The sequence below is a fragment of the Pseudomonas sp. LB3P14 genome (assembly GCF_054898045.1).
Genome location: NZ_CM142714.1, coordinates 6,365,625 through 6,382,618 on the forward strand (window position 1 = coordinate 6,365,625; position 16,994 = coordinate 6,382,618).

13 protein-coding genes are annotated in these 16,994 nt (G+C 60.0%); all 13 read right to left on the reverse strand.

Annotated elements, in window-relative coordinates:
* Window positions 1-41: 41 nt before the first annotated feature.
* Window positions 42-1,058: a class I SAM-dependent rRNA methyltransferase gene (locus ACYZT5_RS29190; protein WP_462048449.1), complete on the reverse strand. Its 1,017-nt coding sequence runs from the start codon at window positions 1,056-1,058 to the stop codon at window positions 42-44.
* Between the two features lie 173 nt (window positions 1,059-1,231).
* Window positions 1,232-2,101, reverse strand: a complete 870-nt coding sequence (locus ACYZT5_RS29195) for an oxygenase MpaB family protein (protein ID WP_462048450.1) — start codon at window positions 2,099-2,101, stop codon at window positions 1,232-1,234.
* A 66-nt stretch (window positions 2,102-2,167) separates the two neighbouring features.
* A complete protein-coding gene (acs, locus tag ACYZT5_RS29200; protein WP_462048451.1) occupies window positions 2,168-4,105 on the reverse strand; it encodes an acetate--CoA ligase in 1,938 nt (645 codons plus the stop codon).
* A 185-nt stretch (window positions 4,106-4,290) separates the two neighbouring features.
* A complete protein-coding gene (gene pgi, locus ACYZT5_RS29205) occupies window positions 4,291-5,955 on the reverse strand; it encodes a glucose-6-phosphate isomerase (RefSeq protein WP_462048452.1) in 1,665 nt (554 codons plus the stop codon).
* 229 nt (window positions 5,956-6,184) lie between these two features.
* Window positions 6,185-6,565, reverse strand: coding sequence for an aspartate 1-decarboxylase (gene panD, locus ACYZT5_RS29210; protein WP_003228271.1), 381 nt, complete (start codon window positions 6,563-6,565; stop codon window positions 6,185-6,187).
* Between the two features lie 195 nt (window positions 6,566-6,760).
* Window positions 6,761-7,621 (reverse strand): pantoate--beta-alanine ligase, encoded by an 861-nt coding sequence (panC, locus tag ACYZT5_RS29215; RefSeq protein WP_462048453.1) that lies wholly within the window; start codon window positions 7,619-7,621, stop codon window positions 6,761-6,763.
* Window positions 7,618-8,418 carry a 3-methyl-2-oxobutanoate hydroxymethyltransferase gene (gene panB / locus ACYZT5_RS29220; protein WP_462048454.1) on the reverse strand — a complete coding sequence of 267 codons (801 nt, stop codon included), beginning with the start codon at window positions 8,416-8,418 and terminating at the stop codon, window positions 7,618-7,620. Before panB ends, panC begins: the two co-directional genes overlap by 4 nt.
* A 370-nt stretch (window positions 8,419-8,788) precedes the next feature.
* Window positions 8,789-9,268 carry a 2-amino-4-hydroxy-6-hydroxymethyldihydropteridine diphosphokinase gene (gene folK, locus ACYZT5_RS29225; protein ID WP_462048455.1) on the reverse strand — a complete coding sequence of 160 codons (480 nt, stop codon included), beginning with the start codon at window positions 9,266-9,268 and terminating at the stop codon, window positions 8,789-8,791.
* A 3-nt stretch (window positions 9,269-9,271) separates the two neighbouring features.
* On the reverse strand, window positions 9,272-10,672 hold the full coding sequence (locus ACYZT5_RS29230; protein WP_462048456.1) for a polynucleotide adenylyltransferase PcnB: 1,401 nt from the start codon (window positions 10,670-10,672) through the stop codon (window positions 9,272-9,274).
* A 735-nt stretch (window positions 10,673-11,407) separates the two neighbouring features.
* Entirely contained in the window at window positions 11,408-12,844 is a 1,437-nt protein-coding gene (locus ACYZT5_RS29235; RefSeq protein ID WP_462048457.1) for a sigma-54-dependent transcriptional regulator, read from the reverse strand.
* 22 nt (window positions 12,845-12,866) lie between these two features.
* Window positions 12,867-15,821: a sensor histidine kinase gene (locus ACYZT5_RS29240; protein WP_462002726.1), complete on the reverse strand. Its 2,955-nt coding sequence runs from the start codon at window positions 15,819-15,821 to the stop codon at window positions 12,867-12,869.
* Complete coding sequence (locus ACYZT5_RS29245; protein ID WP_003176118.1) at window positions 15,805-15,981, reverse strand: hypothetical protein; 177 nt, start codon at window positions 15,979-15,981, stop codon at window positions 15,805-15,807. Before ACYZT5_RS29245 ends, ACYZT5_RS29240 begins: the two co-directional genes overlap by 17 nt.
* A gap of 77 nt (window positions 15,982-16,058) precedes the next feature.
* Window positions 16,059-16,955 (reverse strand): tRNA glutamyl-Q(34) synthetase GluQRS, encoded by an 897-nt coding sequence (gene gluQRS, locus ACYZT5_RS29250; protein WP_462048458.1) that lies wholly within the window; start codon window positions 16,953-16,955, stop codon window positions 16,059-16,061.
* Between the last annotated feature and the right edge of the window lie 39 nt (window positions 16,956-16,994).

A 16,994-nucleotide genomic window follows, 5' to 3' on the forward strand; every position in this document is an offset into this window, starting at 1 on the left:
GATCATGCTTTATAGGATTTATCTGATTTTGCGGACGAATCTCAGAGCTGCAGAATCAGCGTTTTCAGCGGCGGTTGTTGGTCCATTGACGGAAAATCACCGCCCGGTTTCATTACGCTCCATTCACGCACCGGACGCCCGGCTTTCTCGGCACAGCGCAAAACTTGCTCGCGCCAGTCGTCCATGCTGACTTTTGCCAGGTTATTGCAGCAGATCAACACGCCATTGTCGGCGGTGGTCAGCAGCGCCGGCTTCAGCAGGCTCTGATAGTCGCGCAGCAAGTCGACGGTGCCGAAAGCACTCTTGGCCCAGGCTGGCGGATCCAGCAGCACCAGGTCGTACTGACGCTGTTCCAGACGTTGATAGCTTGGCAGTTTCTGCCCGCGGCGCTGGCTGATCGGCAGGCCGGCCAATTGGCGGATGGCCGGGAAGTAGTCGGACTGGATGAAGTCCATGGTCGGCAACTGGGGATTGAGCAGGCCGTTCTCGCGGCCGACGGCCAGGTTGCCCTCAGCGAAATCGAGGTTGCAGACTTCGCTCGCGCCACCGGCCGCAGCACTCAGGCCGACGCCGCACGTGTAGGCAAACAGGTTCAGCACACTTTTGTTTTTGCTGTGCTGCTTGACCCAGCCGCGCGTGTTGCGCAGGTCGAGGAACAGCAGCGGATCCTGGCCGGCATGGCGACCGCGAACCCGGTAATTGAGCCCCCATTCGTGGCCGATCAGGTCTTGCAGGGCGGCCTCGTCTGCGCGGTAGACGGTGTCTTCGCGGTCGATGCGCGAGTTGCCACGGGAGCGATCGTTGTAGACCAGCAGCGTTTCGAGGCCCAGGTGCTGATTGATGGTTTCGTGCAAATGCAGCAACGCATCACGTTCCAGCGACTGGTGAAAGCTTTGCACCAGCAATTGCGGGCCGTAGCGGTCGATCGTCAGGCCGCCGGCGCCTTCCTGGCTGCCATGGAACAGGCGATAGCAATCGGTGCCTTGCTGATGCAGTTCGGCCAGCAGGTCCTGGCGACGATCGAGGGCGGCGCGCAGCGCCTGATTCAAGGAAGACATGCTGGGCGCCTTGCAGGAGGGAATTTGGCGCGGGAGTTTAACAGCTTGAGCAGAGAACGACTGATCGTTCCCACGCTCTGCGTGGGAATGCCTCACCGGACGCTCTGCGTTCGTTCTTGGGACGCAGAGCGTCCCGGGCTGCATTCCCACGCAGAGCGTGGGAACGATCAAACCTACAGCAGTCCCATCCGGCGTTTGGCCCGGTGCACTGAGCCGTTACGCACCGCCCAACGCAGCATCGGCGTGCTGCGGTTGACGCCGGCGCGGATCAGCTTGCGTTGCAGCGGGCTCTGTTGGACACCCAGCATGTCACTGGCCCAGTCCGGCAGCAGGTCGATCCCGGCTTGCATCATCAAACCGCCGAAAGGCCTGGCCAAACGACTGGGGGAGGGGGCGTTCAGCAACAGTCGCAACACTTCGCGACTGCGTTCGTCGCACAGCAGTTGTGGGCGAATTCGTTCAAGGTAATCGGCCATTTCCTGCCGTGAACGCGGCACGTTTCGGGCGCCCAGCCGTTCGGCGACCAGCGCGATTTCCGCGTAATAACGGTCCTGATCGGCCAGGGACAGGTTTGGATTGCGGTAACGCAGGTGCGCAGCGAGAAAGTTGCTGACCTCGGCCACGTGCACCCAGGTCAGTAGATCAGGATCGCTGGCGGCATAAGGCCGGCCATCCGGTGCAGTGCCGGTCACTTGCAGGTGGATGGTGCGGACTTTCTCGATCAGCCAGTCGGCGTCCTTTCGCGAACCGAACGTGGTGCCGGAAATGAACTGCCCGGTGCGGCGCAGTCGGCCAATCATGTCCTCGCGAAAATTCGAATGGTCCCAGACCCCGGCCAGGGCCAGTGGATGCAGGGCTTGCAGCATCAAGGCGCTGATGCCGCCGATCAGCATGCTGCTGAAGTCGCCGTGAACTTGCCAGCTCACAGAATCCGGCCCGAACAGGCCGGGATCACCCTTGGGGTTTTCCAGATCGAGCTTGCCCAGAGACAGACCGGTCAGGCTCATGATCTGGGTTTCAATACGGGTGCGGATGAATTCCATGGCGACTCTGTGGTGAAAAAGTGGCGCGGCTGTTACGGGCCGCGCTGGGAAGTTTAAAGCATGAGCTTATTGATTCAGGCGTTTATCGACCAACTCCTGGACCACGCTTGGGTCGGCCAGTGTCGACGTATCGCCCAGGCTGTCTAGTTCGTTGCAGGCGATCTTGCGCAGAATGCGCCGCATGATCTTGCCCGAACGGGTTTTCGGCAAGGCCGGCGCCCACTGGATCAGGTCCGGTTTGGCGAAGCTGCCGATTTCCTGGCTGACGTGAGCCAGCAGTTCTTTCTTCAATTCGTCAGTGGGCTCGATGCCGTTCATGGGGGTGACAAAGGCGTAGATGCCCTGGCCTTTGACATCGTGGGGGTAACCGACCACAGCGGCTTCGGCAATGCTGTCGTGCAGCACCAGGGCGCTTTCCACTTCGGCGGTGCCGATACGGTGCCCGGAGACGTTGATCACGTCGTCGATGCGTCCGGTGATCCAGTAGTCGCCGTCCTCGTCGCGCCTGGCGCCGTCGCCGGTGAAGTAGTAGCCGGGGTAGGGCTTGAAGTAGGTGTCGACCATTCGTTGCGGGTCGCCGTAGACGCTGCGGATCTGCGCCGGCCAGCTGGATTTGATCGCCAGCACGCCGCTGCCGGCGCCTTTGATTTCCTTGCCCGTTTCATCGAGCAGCACCGGTTGCACGCCGAACATCGGTTGCGTGGCGCAGCCGGGTTTGATCCGTTGAGCGCTGACCAGAGGGCTGAGCATGATGCCGCCGGTTTCGGTCTGCCACCAGGTATCGACGATCGGGCAACGCTGTTCGCCGACGGCATTGAAGTACCAGTCCCACGCTTCCGGGTTGATCGGTTCACCGACGCTGCCGAGTAATCTGAGGCTCGCGCGGGAGGTTTCCTTCAACGGTTCGGGGCCTTCACGCATCAGGGAACGCAGGGCGGTCGGGGCGGTATAGAAAATGTTCACCTGGTGCTTATCGATCACCTGCCAGAAGCGCGAGCTGGTCGGGTAGCTCGGCACGCCTTCGAAGATCAGCGTGGTCGCGCCGTTGGCCAGAGGACCGTAGACGATGTAGCTGTGGCCGGTGACCCAGCCGACATCGGCGGTGCACCAAAAGACTTCGTCGTCGCGGTAGTCGAGCACGTACTTGAAGGTCATCGCCGCTTGCAGCAGGTAGCCACCGGTGGTGTGCAGCACACCTTTGGGTTTGCCGGTGCTGCCGGAGGTGTAGAGGATAAACAGCGGGTCTTCGGCGTCCATCGGCTCAGGCGGGCAATCGTCGCTGACGTCGCGCAGCGCCTGGTGATACCAGATGTCCCGGCCGTCAACCCAGTCCACTTCGCCCTGGGTGCGCTCGACCACGATGACGGTGCTGACGTTCGGACAACTTTGCAGCGCCTTGTCGACCTTCTGCTTGAGCGGCACGAATTTACCGCCGCGCACGCCTTCATCGGCGGTGATCACAGTGCGGCAGTCGGCATCGAGAATCCGGTCACGCACGGAGTCCGGAGAGAAACCACCGAACACCACCGAATGCACCGCGCCGATCCGCGTGCAGGCGAGCATGGCGTAGGCGGCTTCGGGGATCATCGGCATGTAGATGCACACGCGATCACCTTTCTTCACGCCACGGCTTTTGAGCACGTTGGCCAGGCGACAGACGTTGTGATGGAGTTTTTTGTAGGTGATCTGCGCGGATTCGGCGGGGTCGTCGCCTTCCCAGATGATCGCGATTTGATCGCCGCGTTTTTCCAGGTGACGGTCGATGCAGTTGTAACTGACATTTAACTTTCCGCCGGCGAACCAGCTCGCCTCACCGGTTTTCAGGTTATAGCGCTGGACGGTATCCCACGGCGTACTCCAGTCGAGAAAACGTGTGGCCTGTTCGGCCCAGAAGGTGCTCGGGTGGTCGATGGATTGGCGGTACAGGCGCTTGTAGTCGTCTTGACTTAATTGTGCAGCCCGGCGGACGGCATCGGCTTGGGGGAACGTGCTGATATCGAACATGACGGTTCCTTATTCTTGTTTTGCGACAAGATCTAAAGATGCGCCGAGTGGGGAGAGGGTTCAAGACTTGAAAACAAACACAACCCTGTAGGAGCGAAGCTTGCTCGCGAAGAAGGCGGCTCGGTGTATCAGGTACACCGAGTTATCGTTCTTCGCGAGCAAGCTTCGCTCCTACAGGGATGGCGTTAGCCGCGGTGACGACCGCGGAAGTAGTTGATCAGGCCTTGGGTTGAAGCATCGTCAGCCGGGGTTTCTTCGCTGCCGACCAGGCGGTTGTAGACGCCTTTGCCCAGCTCTTTACCCAGCTCCACGCCCCACTGGTCGAAGGCGTTGATGCCCCAGACCACGCTTTGCACGAAGACTTTGTGTTCGTACATCGCCACCAAGGCGCCGAGACGACGCGGGCTGATGCGTTCGACCACCAACGTATTGCTCGGACGGTTGCCCGGGATCACCTTGTGTGGCGCGAGTTTCTGCACGTCTTCTTCGCTCATGCCTTTGTCGCGCAACTCGGCTTCGGCCTCGGCAAGGGTCTTGCCCAGCATCAGCGCCTGGCTTTGCGACAGGCAGTTGGCGTACAGCCACTGATGGTGGTCGGCCACCGGGTTGAAGCTGACGATCGGCACGATGAAGTCGGCCGGGATCAGTTGAGTGCCCTGATGCAGCAACTGGTGATACGCGTGCTGACCGTTGCAGCCGACGCCACCCCAGATCACAGGACCTGTGTCGGTGGACACCGGAGTGCCGTCCTGGCGCACGCTCTTGCCGTTGGATTCCATGTCCAGCTGTTGCAAGTGCTTGGTGATGTTGCGCAGGTAATGGTCGTACGGCAGGATCGCGTGGCTCTGCGCACCCCAGAAGTTGCCATACCAGATGCCGAGCAAGGCCAGCAGCACCGGCATGTTCTGCTCGAAAGGCGTGCTCTGGAAGTGCTGGTCCATGGTGTAGGCACCGGACAGCAGTTCCTTGAAGTTCGACATGCCGATGGCCAGGGCAATCGGCAAACCGATGGCCGACCACAGCGAGTAACGGCCGCCAACCCAGTCCCACATCGGGAAGATGTTTTCTTCGCGGATCCCGAAGGCCACAGCCGCTGCATTGTTGCTGGAGACGGCGATGAAGTGACGATACAGCTCGGCTTCCGAACCACCCTGAGCCAGGTACCAGGCGCGTGCGGCCTGGGCATTCTTCAGGGTTTCGAGGGTGTTGAAGGATTTCGACGAAACGATGAACAGCGTGGTTTCGGCACGCAGTTTCATGGTCAGTTCGTGGAACTCACTGCCGTCGATGTTTGCCAGGTAATGGCAGCGCACGCCCTTCTGGGCGTAGGACAGCAGTGCTTCGGAGACCAGCTCCGGGCCGAGGAACGAGCCACCGATGCCGATGTTCACCACGTCGGTGATCGGCTTCTCAGAGTAACCGCGCCACAGACCGTCGTGGATACGGCCCACGAGGTCAGTGATCTGGTTCAGGACCTTGTGCACTTCCGGCATCACGTTGACGCCATTGACCGACAGCTTGTCGCCAACCGGACGGCGCAGTGCCGTGTGCAAGGCGGGGCGGCCTTCGGAGGAGTTGACGATTTCGCCTTCGAACAGCGCTTTGATCGCGCCCTGGAGATCGACTTCGTTGGCCAGGCCCACCAGCAGATCGCGGGTCTCGGCGTTGATCAGGTTTTTCGAATAATCGAGAAACAGGCCGCAGCTGCTGAGGGTGAATTGGGTAAAGCGCTGCGGATCGGCATTAAAGGCTTCGCGCATGCTGAAATCTTGCATGGCTTGGCGGTGATCATTCAACGCTTGCCAGGCGGGCAGAGCGGTAACGTCGTGAGGGGTGCGGTAATACGCCATCGCTGCGGGTTTCCTTTTTACTTGAACGGCCTTTTGAACACAAAAAATCCCGGAGCGCTGTGGGTGGGCGTCCGGTCAACTGCGTCGACACGATTTCATGACACAGGGCGAATACAGTAAACCTCGCGCCGCGATCTGTCTTGACTTTGTCTGACCCGTTCCCGGTACTTTTTTATACATCGAGCTGGGAACGGTCCGACAAACGGAAGGGGAATGGGCTAAGACTGGATCAGGCGACCTGAACCGGAATGGCATTGCTGGTGTGGCTCAGTTCATTACCCGGCGCCATGTAGAGCATGCGTGGCTTGAAGTTGAGCAGCTCGGCTTCGCTGTAGTGGGCGTAGGCGCAGATGATCACGCGGTCGCCAACCTTGGCCTTGTGTGCGGCTGCACCGTTGACCGAGATCATGCGCGAACCTTCTTCGCCACGGATCGCGTAGGTGGTAAAGCGTTCGCCATTGTCGACGTTGTAGATCTGGATCTGCTCGTATTCACGGATGCCGGACAGGTCCAGCCATTCGCCGTCGATGGCGCAAGAACCTTCGTAATCGAGTACAGCGTGGGTGACTTCGGCGCGATGCAGCTTGGCTTTGAGCATGATGGCGTGCATGAGTGTTTCCCAGGTCGGAATCGAACGGCGGGCATTGTGCCCAAAGGCATTGTGGGCAGCAATACAGCTTGGGATCAGACGTAGATCCAATGTGGGAGCGAGCCTGCTCGCGAATGCGGTGTGCCATTCAGCATTGATGCCGAGTGATCCACCGCTTTCGCGAGCAGGCTCGCTCCCACAATTGTTTTGCGGTGTTTAGGCAGTCGCGTCGAGGTTCAGGTGCAGGTTATCGATCAACCGCGTAATACCCAGGAACGCCGCCACCAGAATCACCAGGTCCCGATCCTCCGGGGTGGCCGGACGTAGCGTCAGGGCATGACGAATTTCCAGATAATCAGGACGCAAACCGGCCGCCTCAAGCTGCTTGATCTGCGCGCCGATCAAGGCCGGGAAATCCCGCTCGCCGCGTTTGATCGCGTCGGCAATCTGGTTCAAACCGCGATACACAACCGGCGCAACGGCCCGCTGTTCTTCGCTGAGGAAACCATTGCGCGACGACAGCGCCAGGCCATCGGCTGCACGTACCGTCGGTTCTCCGATGATCTGGATCGGCATGTTCAGGTCATGCACCAGGGCGCGGATCACCGCCAGTTGCTGGAAGTCTTTCTGACCGAAGATCGCCAGGTCCGGCTGGACCATGTTGAATAGCTTGGTGACCACCGTTGCCACACCTTCGAAATGCCCGGGACGGCTGGCGCCGCAGAGGCCTTCGGAGAGTTGTGGAACGCTGACGCGGGTCTGGCCGGCCATGCCGTCGGGGTACATTTCTTCAACGGTTGGCGCGAACAGCAAGTGGCAACCGGCTTGGAGCAGTTTCTCCTGATCGGCCGCGAGGGTGCGCGGGTACTTGTCGAGGTCTTCGCCGGCGCCGAACTGCAGCGGGTTGACGAAAATGCTCGCGACCACGAAATCCACCCGTTGGGTGGCTTTGGTAATCAGTGCGACATGACCGCTGTGCAGGTTACCCATGGTCGGCACGAAGCCGATTCGCTTGCCTTCGCTACGGGCACGGGCCACGGCGGCCCGCAATTCGCGTACGGTTTTTACGGTGTTCATGCAGAGAATCCGTGTTCGATACCTGGGAAAGTCGCCGCTTTGACTTCAGTGACGTAAGCGCCAAGCGCCGCTTGAATGTTTTGTTGCCCCGCCATGAAATTCTTCACGAACTTCGGCACACGGCCAGTGATCGACAGGCCGAGCATGTCGTGCAGAACCAATACCTGGCCGTCGGTGCCACTGCCGGCGCCGATGCCGATTACCGGGATCTTCACGGCTTGGGTGATTTCTTCGGCGAGCTCGCTCGGTACGCATTCGAGCAGCAACATCGCCGCGCCGGCCTGTTCCAGGGCAATCGCATCAGCACGCATCTGCCGTGCCTGGTTTTCGTTGCGACCCTGGACTTTGTAACCGCCGAGGATATTTACCGATTGCGGTGTCAACCCCATGTGCGCGCACACCGGGATACCGCGTTCGGCCAGCAGACGGATCGAGTCCGCCAGCCACAGTGCACCTTCAACTTTGACCATATGCGCACCGGCCTGCATCAACAGGGCGCTGTTGGTCATGGCTTGTTCGGTGGTGGCGTAGGCCATGAAGGGCAGGTCGGCGAGGATCAACGCGTCGGTGTTGCCGCGTTTGACGGCCGCCACGTGGTAAGCCATTTCCGCGGTGGTGACCGGCAGGGTGCTGTCGTGACCTTGCAAAACCATGCCAAGGGAGTCGCCCACCAGCAGCACTTCGACACCCGCCTCATTGCAGGCGTGAGCGAAGGTCGCGTCATAGCAGGTCAGCATGGTGATTTTTTCACCTTTTTGCTTGAGACCTTGCAGAGTGGTCAGGGTGATGGCTGGCATGAAAAGTTCCTCATTCAGGCGCTGTGGAAACTACTGCGAGTAACGCGCGTGATTCTTCGTTAAATACAGGCGCACGGTCTTTTGTCGTGCTTTTAAGGCCTGGATTGCGCCCTTCAACGCCGTGTTGGCGGCAGCGGGACGCCTATAGTCGTGAGGAGAACTCGGGAAGTCAATTGCGTGTGTTACCGCGTTGTTACGCGTGGGGTGTTACCGGGGTAACTGATGCGATTCAGCAGGCGGGATCTGGCAGTTCGTTAGATTTTTGTAGGAGCGAAGCTTGCTCGCGAAGGCGGTGTGACAGCCGACATCAATATTGAATGGCAGTCCGCGTTCGCGAGCAAGCTTCGCTCCTACAGAGGGATGGCGGAGGTCAGGAGAGACGCTCCAGCCCGACGAACGGGCAGGCAGCGAGCAAGTCACTCAGGCTGCGACCATCTGCCAAACGCAAATCCGCAGGCGCCAGTTCGGCCAGAGGATACAGAACGAAAGCGCGTTCCTGCAGATGGTAGTGAGGAACCTTGAGGCGAGGTTCGTCGATCAGCCGATTACCGAACAGCACGATGTCGAGATCAAGTGTGCGTGGTCCCCAGCGTTCAACACGCTCGCGGCCCTGTTCGTTCTCGATGGCTTGCAGCGCATCAAGCAGGTCCAGCGGCGCAAGAGTGCTGTCGAGGGCGGCGACCGCATTGGTGTAACGCGGTTGGCCGGGCAGCAGCGAGTCGCTCTGATAAAACGCGGAAACCCCGATTAGTTCGGTCTGCGGCAACTGCGCCAGCGCCTCGACGGCGCTGCGCAATTGTTCGGCGGGGTCAGCCAGATTGCTGCCCATGCCGATGTAGATGCGTTCCATGGATTACTCGCCCGTGGTGCTCGGTGCGCCTGCGGTGCGTTTGCGCTTGGCGCCACCGCTGCGGCGACGTTTGCGTGGAGCGCCGGTGCCGTCATCCTTGCCGCTGAGGTCGCGGATCATGTCGCGACGTTCGCTGTCGTTGGCGTCCTGATAGTCCGTCCACCATTCGCCCAGGCCATCGGTCTGCTCGCCGGCGCTTTCACGCAGCAGCAGGAAGTCGTAACCGGCACGGAACCGTGGGTTGTCCAGCAACAGGTCGGCGCGCTTGCCGCTGCGGCGTGGCAGACGCTCCTGCATGTCCCAGATCTCGCGGATCGGCATGGTGAAGCGTTTCGGAATTGCGATGCGCTGGCACTGTTCGGCGATCAGCTCATGAGCGGCTTCCTGCATGGCCGGAATCGGCGGCATGCCACGTTCTTGCAGGCGCAGTACGCGAGCCGGAAGGGCAGGCCAAAGCAGGGCAGCAAACAGGAACGCCGGGGTTACCGGTTTGTTCTGTTTGATCCGCAGATCGGTGTTGATCAGCGCTTCGCTGATCAGCGTGTGGGTGTACGTCGGGTTGTATTCCAACGCCTCGGCACTGGCCGGGAACAGCGGATCGAACAACTGCAGGTCGACCAGCATCTCGAAGGTGTCCGCGGCATGGCCGGAGAGGAACAGCTTGAGCACTTCTTCGAACAGGCGGGCCGATGGGATCTCGCGCAGCATCGGCGCCAGGTCGCGGATTGGCGCGGCGCTGTGCTTTTCGATGCCGAAATTCAGCTTGGCGGCGAAGCGCACGGCTCGCAGCATCCGTACCGGGTCTTCCTGGTAGCGTTGCTTCGGATCGCCGATCAGGCGGATCAGGTGATTGCGGATGTCGTGTACGCCGTTGGCGTAGTCGAGAATGCGCTCGCTGACCGGATCGTAATACAAGGCGTTGATGGTGAAGTCGCGGCGTTGCGCATCTTCTTCCAGCGTGCCATAGACGTTATCGCGCAGGATGCGCCCGCTCTCGTTGCGCGAGGACTGGTTGCTGTCTTCCTCTTCATCGTTTTGCGGGTGATTGGCGCGGAAGGTCGCGACTTCAATGATTTCGCGCCCAAAGTGGATATGCACCAGCTTGAAGCGTCGACCGATGATCCGCGCGTTGCGGAATTCGGCCCGAACCTGTTCAGGCGTGGCACTGGTGGCGACGTCGAAATCTTTTGGCGTGATGCCCAGCAGCATGTCACGCACACAGCCGCCGACCAGATAAGCCTGGTAACCGGCGTTCTGCAGGCGTTCGACGATGTTCACCGCGTAGCGACTGAATTGAGCCTTTTGCAGCGAATGTTGGCCGCTGTTGAGCACTTCAGGCGTACTGCGAATGTGTTGCGTATGACGCTTGGGAGAACGGAATGACTGGAACAGCTTCTTCAGCATGGGATGCACTGTTTGAAGGAATGTTCGGCCAAAACGAAGAATGACCGCATGATGGGCGGGGATTCTAGCATTTAGTCGGGGGATGGTGTAGGAAGCTGAAAAACCGCTTGAAGGGCGTGTCTGGTATACGCGATCTGTAGCAGGGGCAGTGGGAATGCCGAATCGCAGAAACTACAAGGGGAGCCGAAGCTCCCCAAGAAAGTAGTTGCATGCTCTGTTTTTATTTTTGATTCGGGCTTCTTGTTTTTGTTGAGTGCCCTCGCCATGAAGTTTTTCCTTCATGACCCTCCCAATCGGGAGCCAAGAGCAAACGGATTGCTTTGGTCGCTGTGTTGCAGTGATCTTGCGATCCAACCAGTGCAGGCTCTGTCTTGTGACAGTTTTTGTTGTTCTCGGCCTGGTCGTGGGGCAAGCCCCAAATACAACGCCTCTCCAAAAGAATCAGTTAGCTGCGCCTCTCGCCGTCTTGTTTTTATTGTGCGTGAGTCGATTCGTCTTATTTTTATTGTCTTGTGCATTGCTTGTTATTGTTCTTGTACCAAACATATAGCAGGGGGCGTGCCAACTTTTGCGAGGCCCAGTAAAACAAGGGGTTAGGCCGGCTGATGAGGTTTTCAGAGGCCAAAAAAAACCGGGGCTTCGTTACCGTAAGCCCCGGCTTCTGTTACGTGAAAAAGCTGAGGTAACAGTTTTTCCACAATGTCACGTGTTACCTGCGCATCAGACAGGCGAGGTTCAGCTCTCGCTGGCCACCCCGGTCTTGCGTCGCGGAATGCCCAGGCGCTGACGGCGTTCCCACAGGCATTTGCGACTGACGCCGAGTTTGCGCGCCAACTCGGTTTCGGTCATATGGTCCTGATGCTCGAGAACGAAGTGTTGGAAGTAGTCTTCCAGTGACAGGTCCTCGGTCGGCTCGTGGCTGGAGTTGCTGGTGTTGTTGCCCTGTTGGGGCGCCAGGCCGATGAAGTCATCGTCCTCCAGATCGCTCAGTTCGATGTCGATACCCAGCAGCTCGGCGGAAATTTCCGGGCTCTCGCACAGGATGACCGCACGTTCTACTGCGTTTTCCAGCTCTCGAACGTTACCCGGCCAGGAGTAATGACGAATCGCCTGTTCGGCATCCGGGGCGAACTTCAGATCGGTGCGGTTGACCCGCGCGCTCTGCCGCGCCAGGAACGCGGTGGCAATTTCGTTGACGTCCGCGCCGCGCTCGCGCAGGGCCGGCAGTTTCAGGGCGATTACATGAAGGCGGTAATACAAGTCTTCACGGAACTGTCCGATCTTCGCCAGGCTTTTGAGATCCCGGTGAGTCGCGGCGATCAGGCGCACATCGACTTTCTGGGACTGCACCGAACCCACACGACGAATTTCACCTTCTTGCAGCACGCGCAGCAGGCGGGCTTGGGCTTCCAGTGGCAGTTCGCCGATTTCGTCGAGGAACAAGGTGCCGCCATCGGCCGCTTCCACCAGACCGGCACGCCCGGCGCTGGCGCCAGTGAATGCGCCTTTTTCGTGGCCGAACAGTTCGGACTCGATCAGGCTTTCCGGAATGGCGGCGCAGTTCACAGAAATCATCGGCGCCTTGGCGCGTTTGGACAGATTGTGCAGGGCGCGCGCGACCAGTTCTTTACCGGTGCCGGATTCGCCCTGGATCAGGACATTGGAGTCGGTTGGCGCGACTTTGCGGATCTTGCTGTACAGATCCTGCATAGGTGGGCAGGAGCCGATGATGCCGATTTCGCCGTTGCTGTTATTGGCACCCGGTTTCGCGGCGCCATTGCCGGCTTTGCCGGCGACCGGTTCACCGCTGGCTTGCACTGATTGCCGGTCACGCAGGATTCGCGCGACGGCCTGGAGCATTTCGTCGTGATCGAAAGGCTTGGCGATGTAATCCACCGCGCCCATCTTCATCGAGTCGACTGCCGAACGCAGGCTGGCGTAGCTGGTCATGATCAGCACCGGAGTGCCCTGGCCGAGTTTGATCAACTCGGTACCAGGCGCGCCAGGCAGGCGCAGGTCGCTGACGATCAGGTCGAACGTGGGAATGGTGAAGCGTTCTTGTGCTTCCTGCACTGAACCGGCTTCGCTGACCTGGTACTGGTTACGTTCCAGCAGGCGGCGCAAGGCGGAGCGGATAATTGTTTCGTCTTCGACGATCAAAATGTGCGGCATTGATTCGATACTCTCGACGGTCTCAGTTCACAGCGGACGTCGCTTCGACATGACGCGGCAAGGTCACCCGGATACGGGTGCCGCGTTGGCTTTGAACATCAGCCGGGCTGTCGATGGTGATTTGTCCATAATGCTCTTCAACGATGGAATAGACCAGTGCAAGGCCCAGACCGGTGCCTTCGCCAGGATCCTTGGTGGTGAAGAAAGGTTCGAACAATCTATCCATGATGTTCTTCGGAATACCGCTGCCTTCGTCTTCCACGATCAAGTCGACCGTGTGTTCGCCGGCTTCGCTTTTGACGCGCACCGCACTGCCGGGAGGCGAGGCATCGCGGGCGTTTGAGAGCAGGTTGATCAGTACTTGCGCGAGCCGCTGAGGGTCGCCTTCGACCCAGTGATCGGGGTCGCACAGGTTGTAGAATTGCACTTCGAAATTACGTCGGTTCAGAGCCAGCAGGCCTATCGCATCCTGGGCCACTTCCGCCAGACAGACGGGCTCGTCGCTGTGCTGATGACTGCCAGCGTGGGCGAAGCTCATCAGCGACTGAACGATACGCGACACGCGCTTGGTCTGCTCAAGGATCTGCCCGCTGATTTCCTTCAGTTCGCTGTCTTCTTCGCGCTCTTCGCGCAGGTTCTGCGCCAGGCAGGCGATGCCGGTGATCGGGTTGCCGATTTCATGGGCCACGCCCGCGGCCAGTCGGCCGATACTGGCCAAACGCTCGGAGTGCACCAGTTTGTCTTCGAGCATCTGGGTTTCGGTCAGGTCTTCTACCAGCAACACCAAACCGCTGTTACCCGGTGCGAGCGGTTCATCGATCGCCGCTTTGTGCAGGTTCAACCAGCGGGTCTGGCCGTCGAGGGCCAGGTGCTGTTTGTGCAAATGCTCGTCCGGCAGATTGATGAAGCCTTGCAGCAGCTCTTTCCATGGATCGGCGATGGTGCTCAGGCGCGAACCGACCACACGCTGCGCGGCAATCCCGGTCAGCTCCTCCATGGCTTTGTTCCACATGAGGATTTCCTGATCCTTGGCCAGCGAGCAAACGCCCATCGGCAACTCCTGCAAGGTCTGGCGGTGATAGCGGCGCAGGGCATCGAGTTCGGCGGCAAGCCCGGTCAGGCGCGAGTGGTAATCCTCGAGGCGACTTTCGATGAAGTGGATGTCTTCGGTGACGTAGTTTTCGCCACCGGCTTTATAAGGCAGGAATGTCTCGACCATGTCCTGCGCCACGCTCGGCCCCATCAGGCCGGAGAGGTTGGCTTCGATACGGTCGCGCAATCGGCGCAAGGCGTAAGGCCGGCGCTCATCGAAAGGCAGATAGAGGTCGCGCAGGGCCTGTTCGACTTCTTTCTGTGCGGCCTTGGCGCCCAAGGGTTTGGCCAGTTGCGTGGCGAACTCCTGGGGTGAGGCGGCGTGCAGTTCGCGTCGTTGCGGCCGGCGCACGTTGTCCACGGCGCAGGCTTCCGCCGCGCTGGCCTCCTCGCTGCTGGCGTTGGTAAACAGCGAGATCAGGGTGAACATCAGCACGTTGGCAGCCAGCGACGCGATCGCCGCCATGTGCCAACTGGTGTCGTCCAGCACGTAGATCATGTTCAGCAGCGGAATGTAGAAACCCTGCAGATTGCCCACCAGTGGCAGCAGCATGGTCACCAGCCAGACCAGAATCCCCGCGAGCAAACCGGCGATGAAGCCGCGGCGGTTGGCGGTCGGCCAGTACAGTACCGACAGCACGCCCGGCAGGAATTGCAGAGTGGCGACGAAGGCGACAATGCCCAGATTCGCCAGATCCTGTTCTGCACCCAGCAGCAGGTAGAAACCGTAACCGGCCATGATGATCGCAACGATCAGCGCCCGACGGGTCCACTTCAACCAGCGATAGATGTTGCCTTCGGCCGGCGGCTGATAGAGCGGCAGCACCAGGTGGTTCAGCGCCATCCCGGACAGCGCCAGGGTGGTGACGATGATCAGCCCGCTGGCTGCCGACAATCCGCCCACATAGGCCAATAGCGCCAAAGCCTTGCTGTTGGCCGCGATGCCGATGCCCAGCGTGAAGTATTCCGGGTTGGTGGTGGCGCCAAGTTTCAGTCCGGCCCAGAGAATCAGTGGTACCGCCAGGCTCATCAACAGCAGGAAGAGCGGCAAGCCCCAGCTCGCACTGACCAGCGAGCGCGGGTTGAGGTTTTCGGTAAACGTCATGTGGTACATGTGCGGCATCACGATCGCCGAGGCGAAGAACACCAGCAGCAACGTACGCCATGGACCTTCCTGCAACGGTGTGTGCAGGGCGGCGAGGGCGGTCTGGTTTTGCAGCAGCCACAGCTCCAGCTGTTGCGGGCCGTCGAACACGCCATAAAGGGCATACAGGCCGACGCCGCCGATGGCGATCAGTTTGATCACCGACTCGAAGGCAATCGCGAACACCAGGCCTTCGTGTTTCTCGCGGGTGGCAATGTGGCGCGAGCCGAAGAAAATCGTGAACAGCGTAATCAGTGCGCAGAAGCTCAGCGCCACGCGATGCTGCACCGGTTCGCGGGTGAGGATGCCGATGGAGTCGGCGACCGCCTGAATTTGCAAGGCCAGTAGCGGCAGCACGCCGATCAGCATGAAGATCGTGGTCAGCGCACCGGCCCAGGTGCTGCGAAAGCGGAAGGCGAACAGATCGGCCAGCGACGACAGCTGATACGTGCGGGTGATCTTCAGGATTGGATACAACAACACCGGCGCCAGCAGAAACGCACCGGACACCCCGAGGTAACTGGACAAAAAGCCGTAGCCGTATTGATAGGCCAGGCCCACCGTGCCGTAAAACGCCCAGGCACTGGCGTAAACGCCCAGCGACAGGGTGTAAGTCAGCGGGTGGCGAATGATCGCCCGGGGGATCATGCCCCGTTCGCTGACCCAGGCTACGCCGAACAGCACCGCCAGGTACGCGGCGCTGATCAGGATCATCTGGGTCAGGCTAAAGCTCATCGGCATCTTTTTGGCTCTGCAGGATGAAGGTCACGACGATCAGAATCAGCCAGAGCAGATAAGGGCGATACCAGGCGCCAGTGGCGTCGATCCACCAATCCATGATGGCCGGGGAGAACAGATAAATCCCCACTACCAGGAGCAGGACCAAGCGATAGATGTACATCCCGGCCTCTCTTTTTTATACGCGTGCCCGAAAAGGTGCGGCGATGGTAACGGATGGGCGCGCCACTGCAAGTGTGATCACTGTAGTTGCGCTTCAGGCAGGTTGAGTGTGCGCGGGATCAATAATGCGTCCCAGTGTGCAATGCCCCAGTTCAGCACTTCCCGGGGTGTGGCGTAAGCCAGCTCGGCACCGGGGTTCTGCCCCAATGCGCGCAACGCACGCAACAACAACGGGGTTGCCTGATCTTCCGTCAACGGCGGCGAACGGTAGGACTTGCCGAGTTTGTTGCCATCGGGCTGGGTAATCAGTGGGATATGTAGATAGCGCGGTTGCGGCAGGCCGAGTAGTTCCTGCAGGTAGAGCTGGCGCGGTGTGGAGTCGAGCAGGTCGGCGCCACGGACGATATCGGTGATGCCTTGCCAGGCGTCGTCCAGCACCACTGCCAGCTGGTAGGCGTAGAGCCCGTCGCGGCGACGGATCACGAAATCGCCGACGTCCCGGCCCAGGTGTTGGCGGTATTCGCCTTGTACCCGATCAATAAAGTGATATTCCAGCTCGGGGACACGCAGGCGAATCGCGGCATGTTCAGTGCCGTGACCGGCATTGCGGCACAGTCCCGGATAAATCCCGTGATAGGGCGCAAGTGTTTTGCGCGAACAGGTGCACGCGTAGGCCAGACCGTGATTGAACAGGCGATTGAGGACTTCGGCGTAGGCATCGTGCCGGTCACTCTGTCGGACCATTTCGCCATCCCACTCGAAACCGTAGCTTTCCAGGGCTTTAAGGATCGCCGCTTGAGCGCCGGGTTCTTCCCGTGGCGGATCGAGGTCTTCCATGCGCATTAGCCAGCGGCCCCCCACCGAGCGCGCGTCGAGGTACGAGGCCAGCGCTGCGACCAGCGAACCGAAATGCAGATGTCCACTGGGCGTGGGGGCGAAGCGCCCGATGTAGGTGGGGGAAGCGATGGCGGTCATGGCGGCTATTTAAAGTCAAAAAACATCAGAAACAAAAAC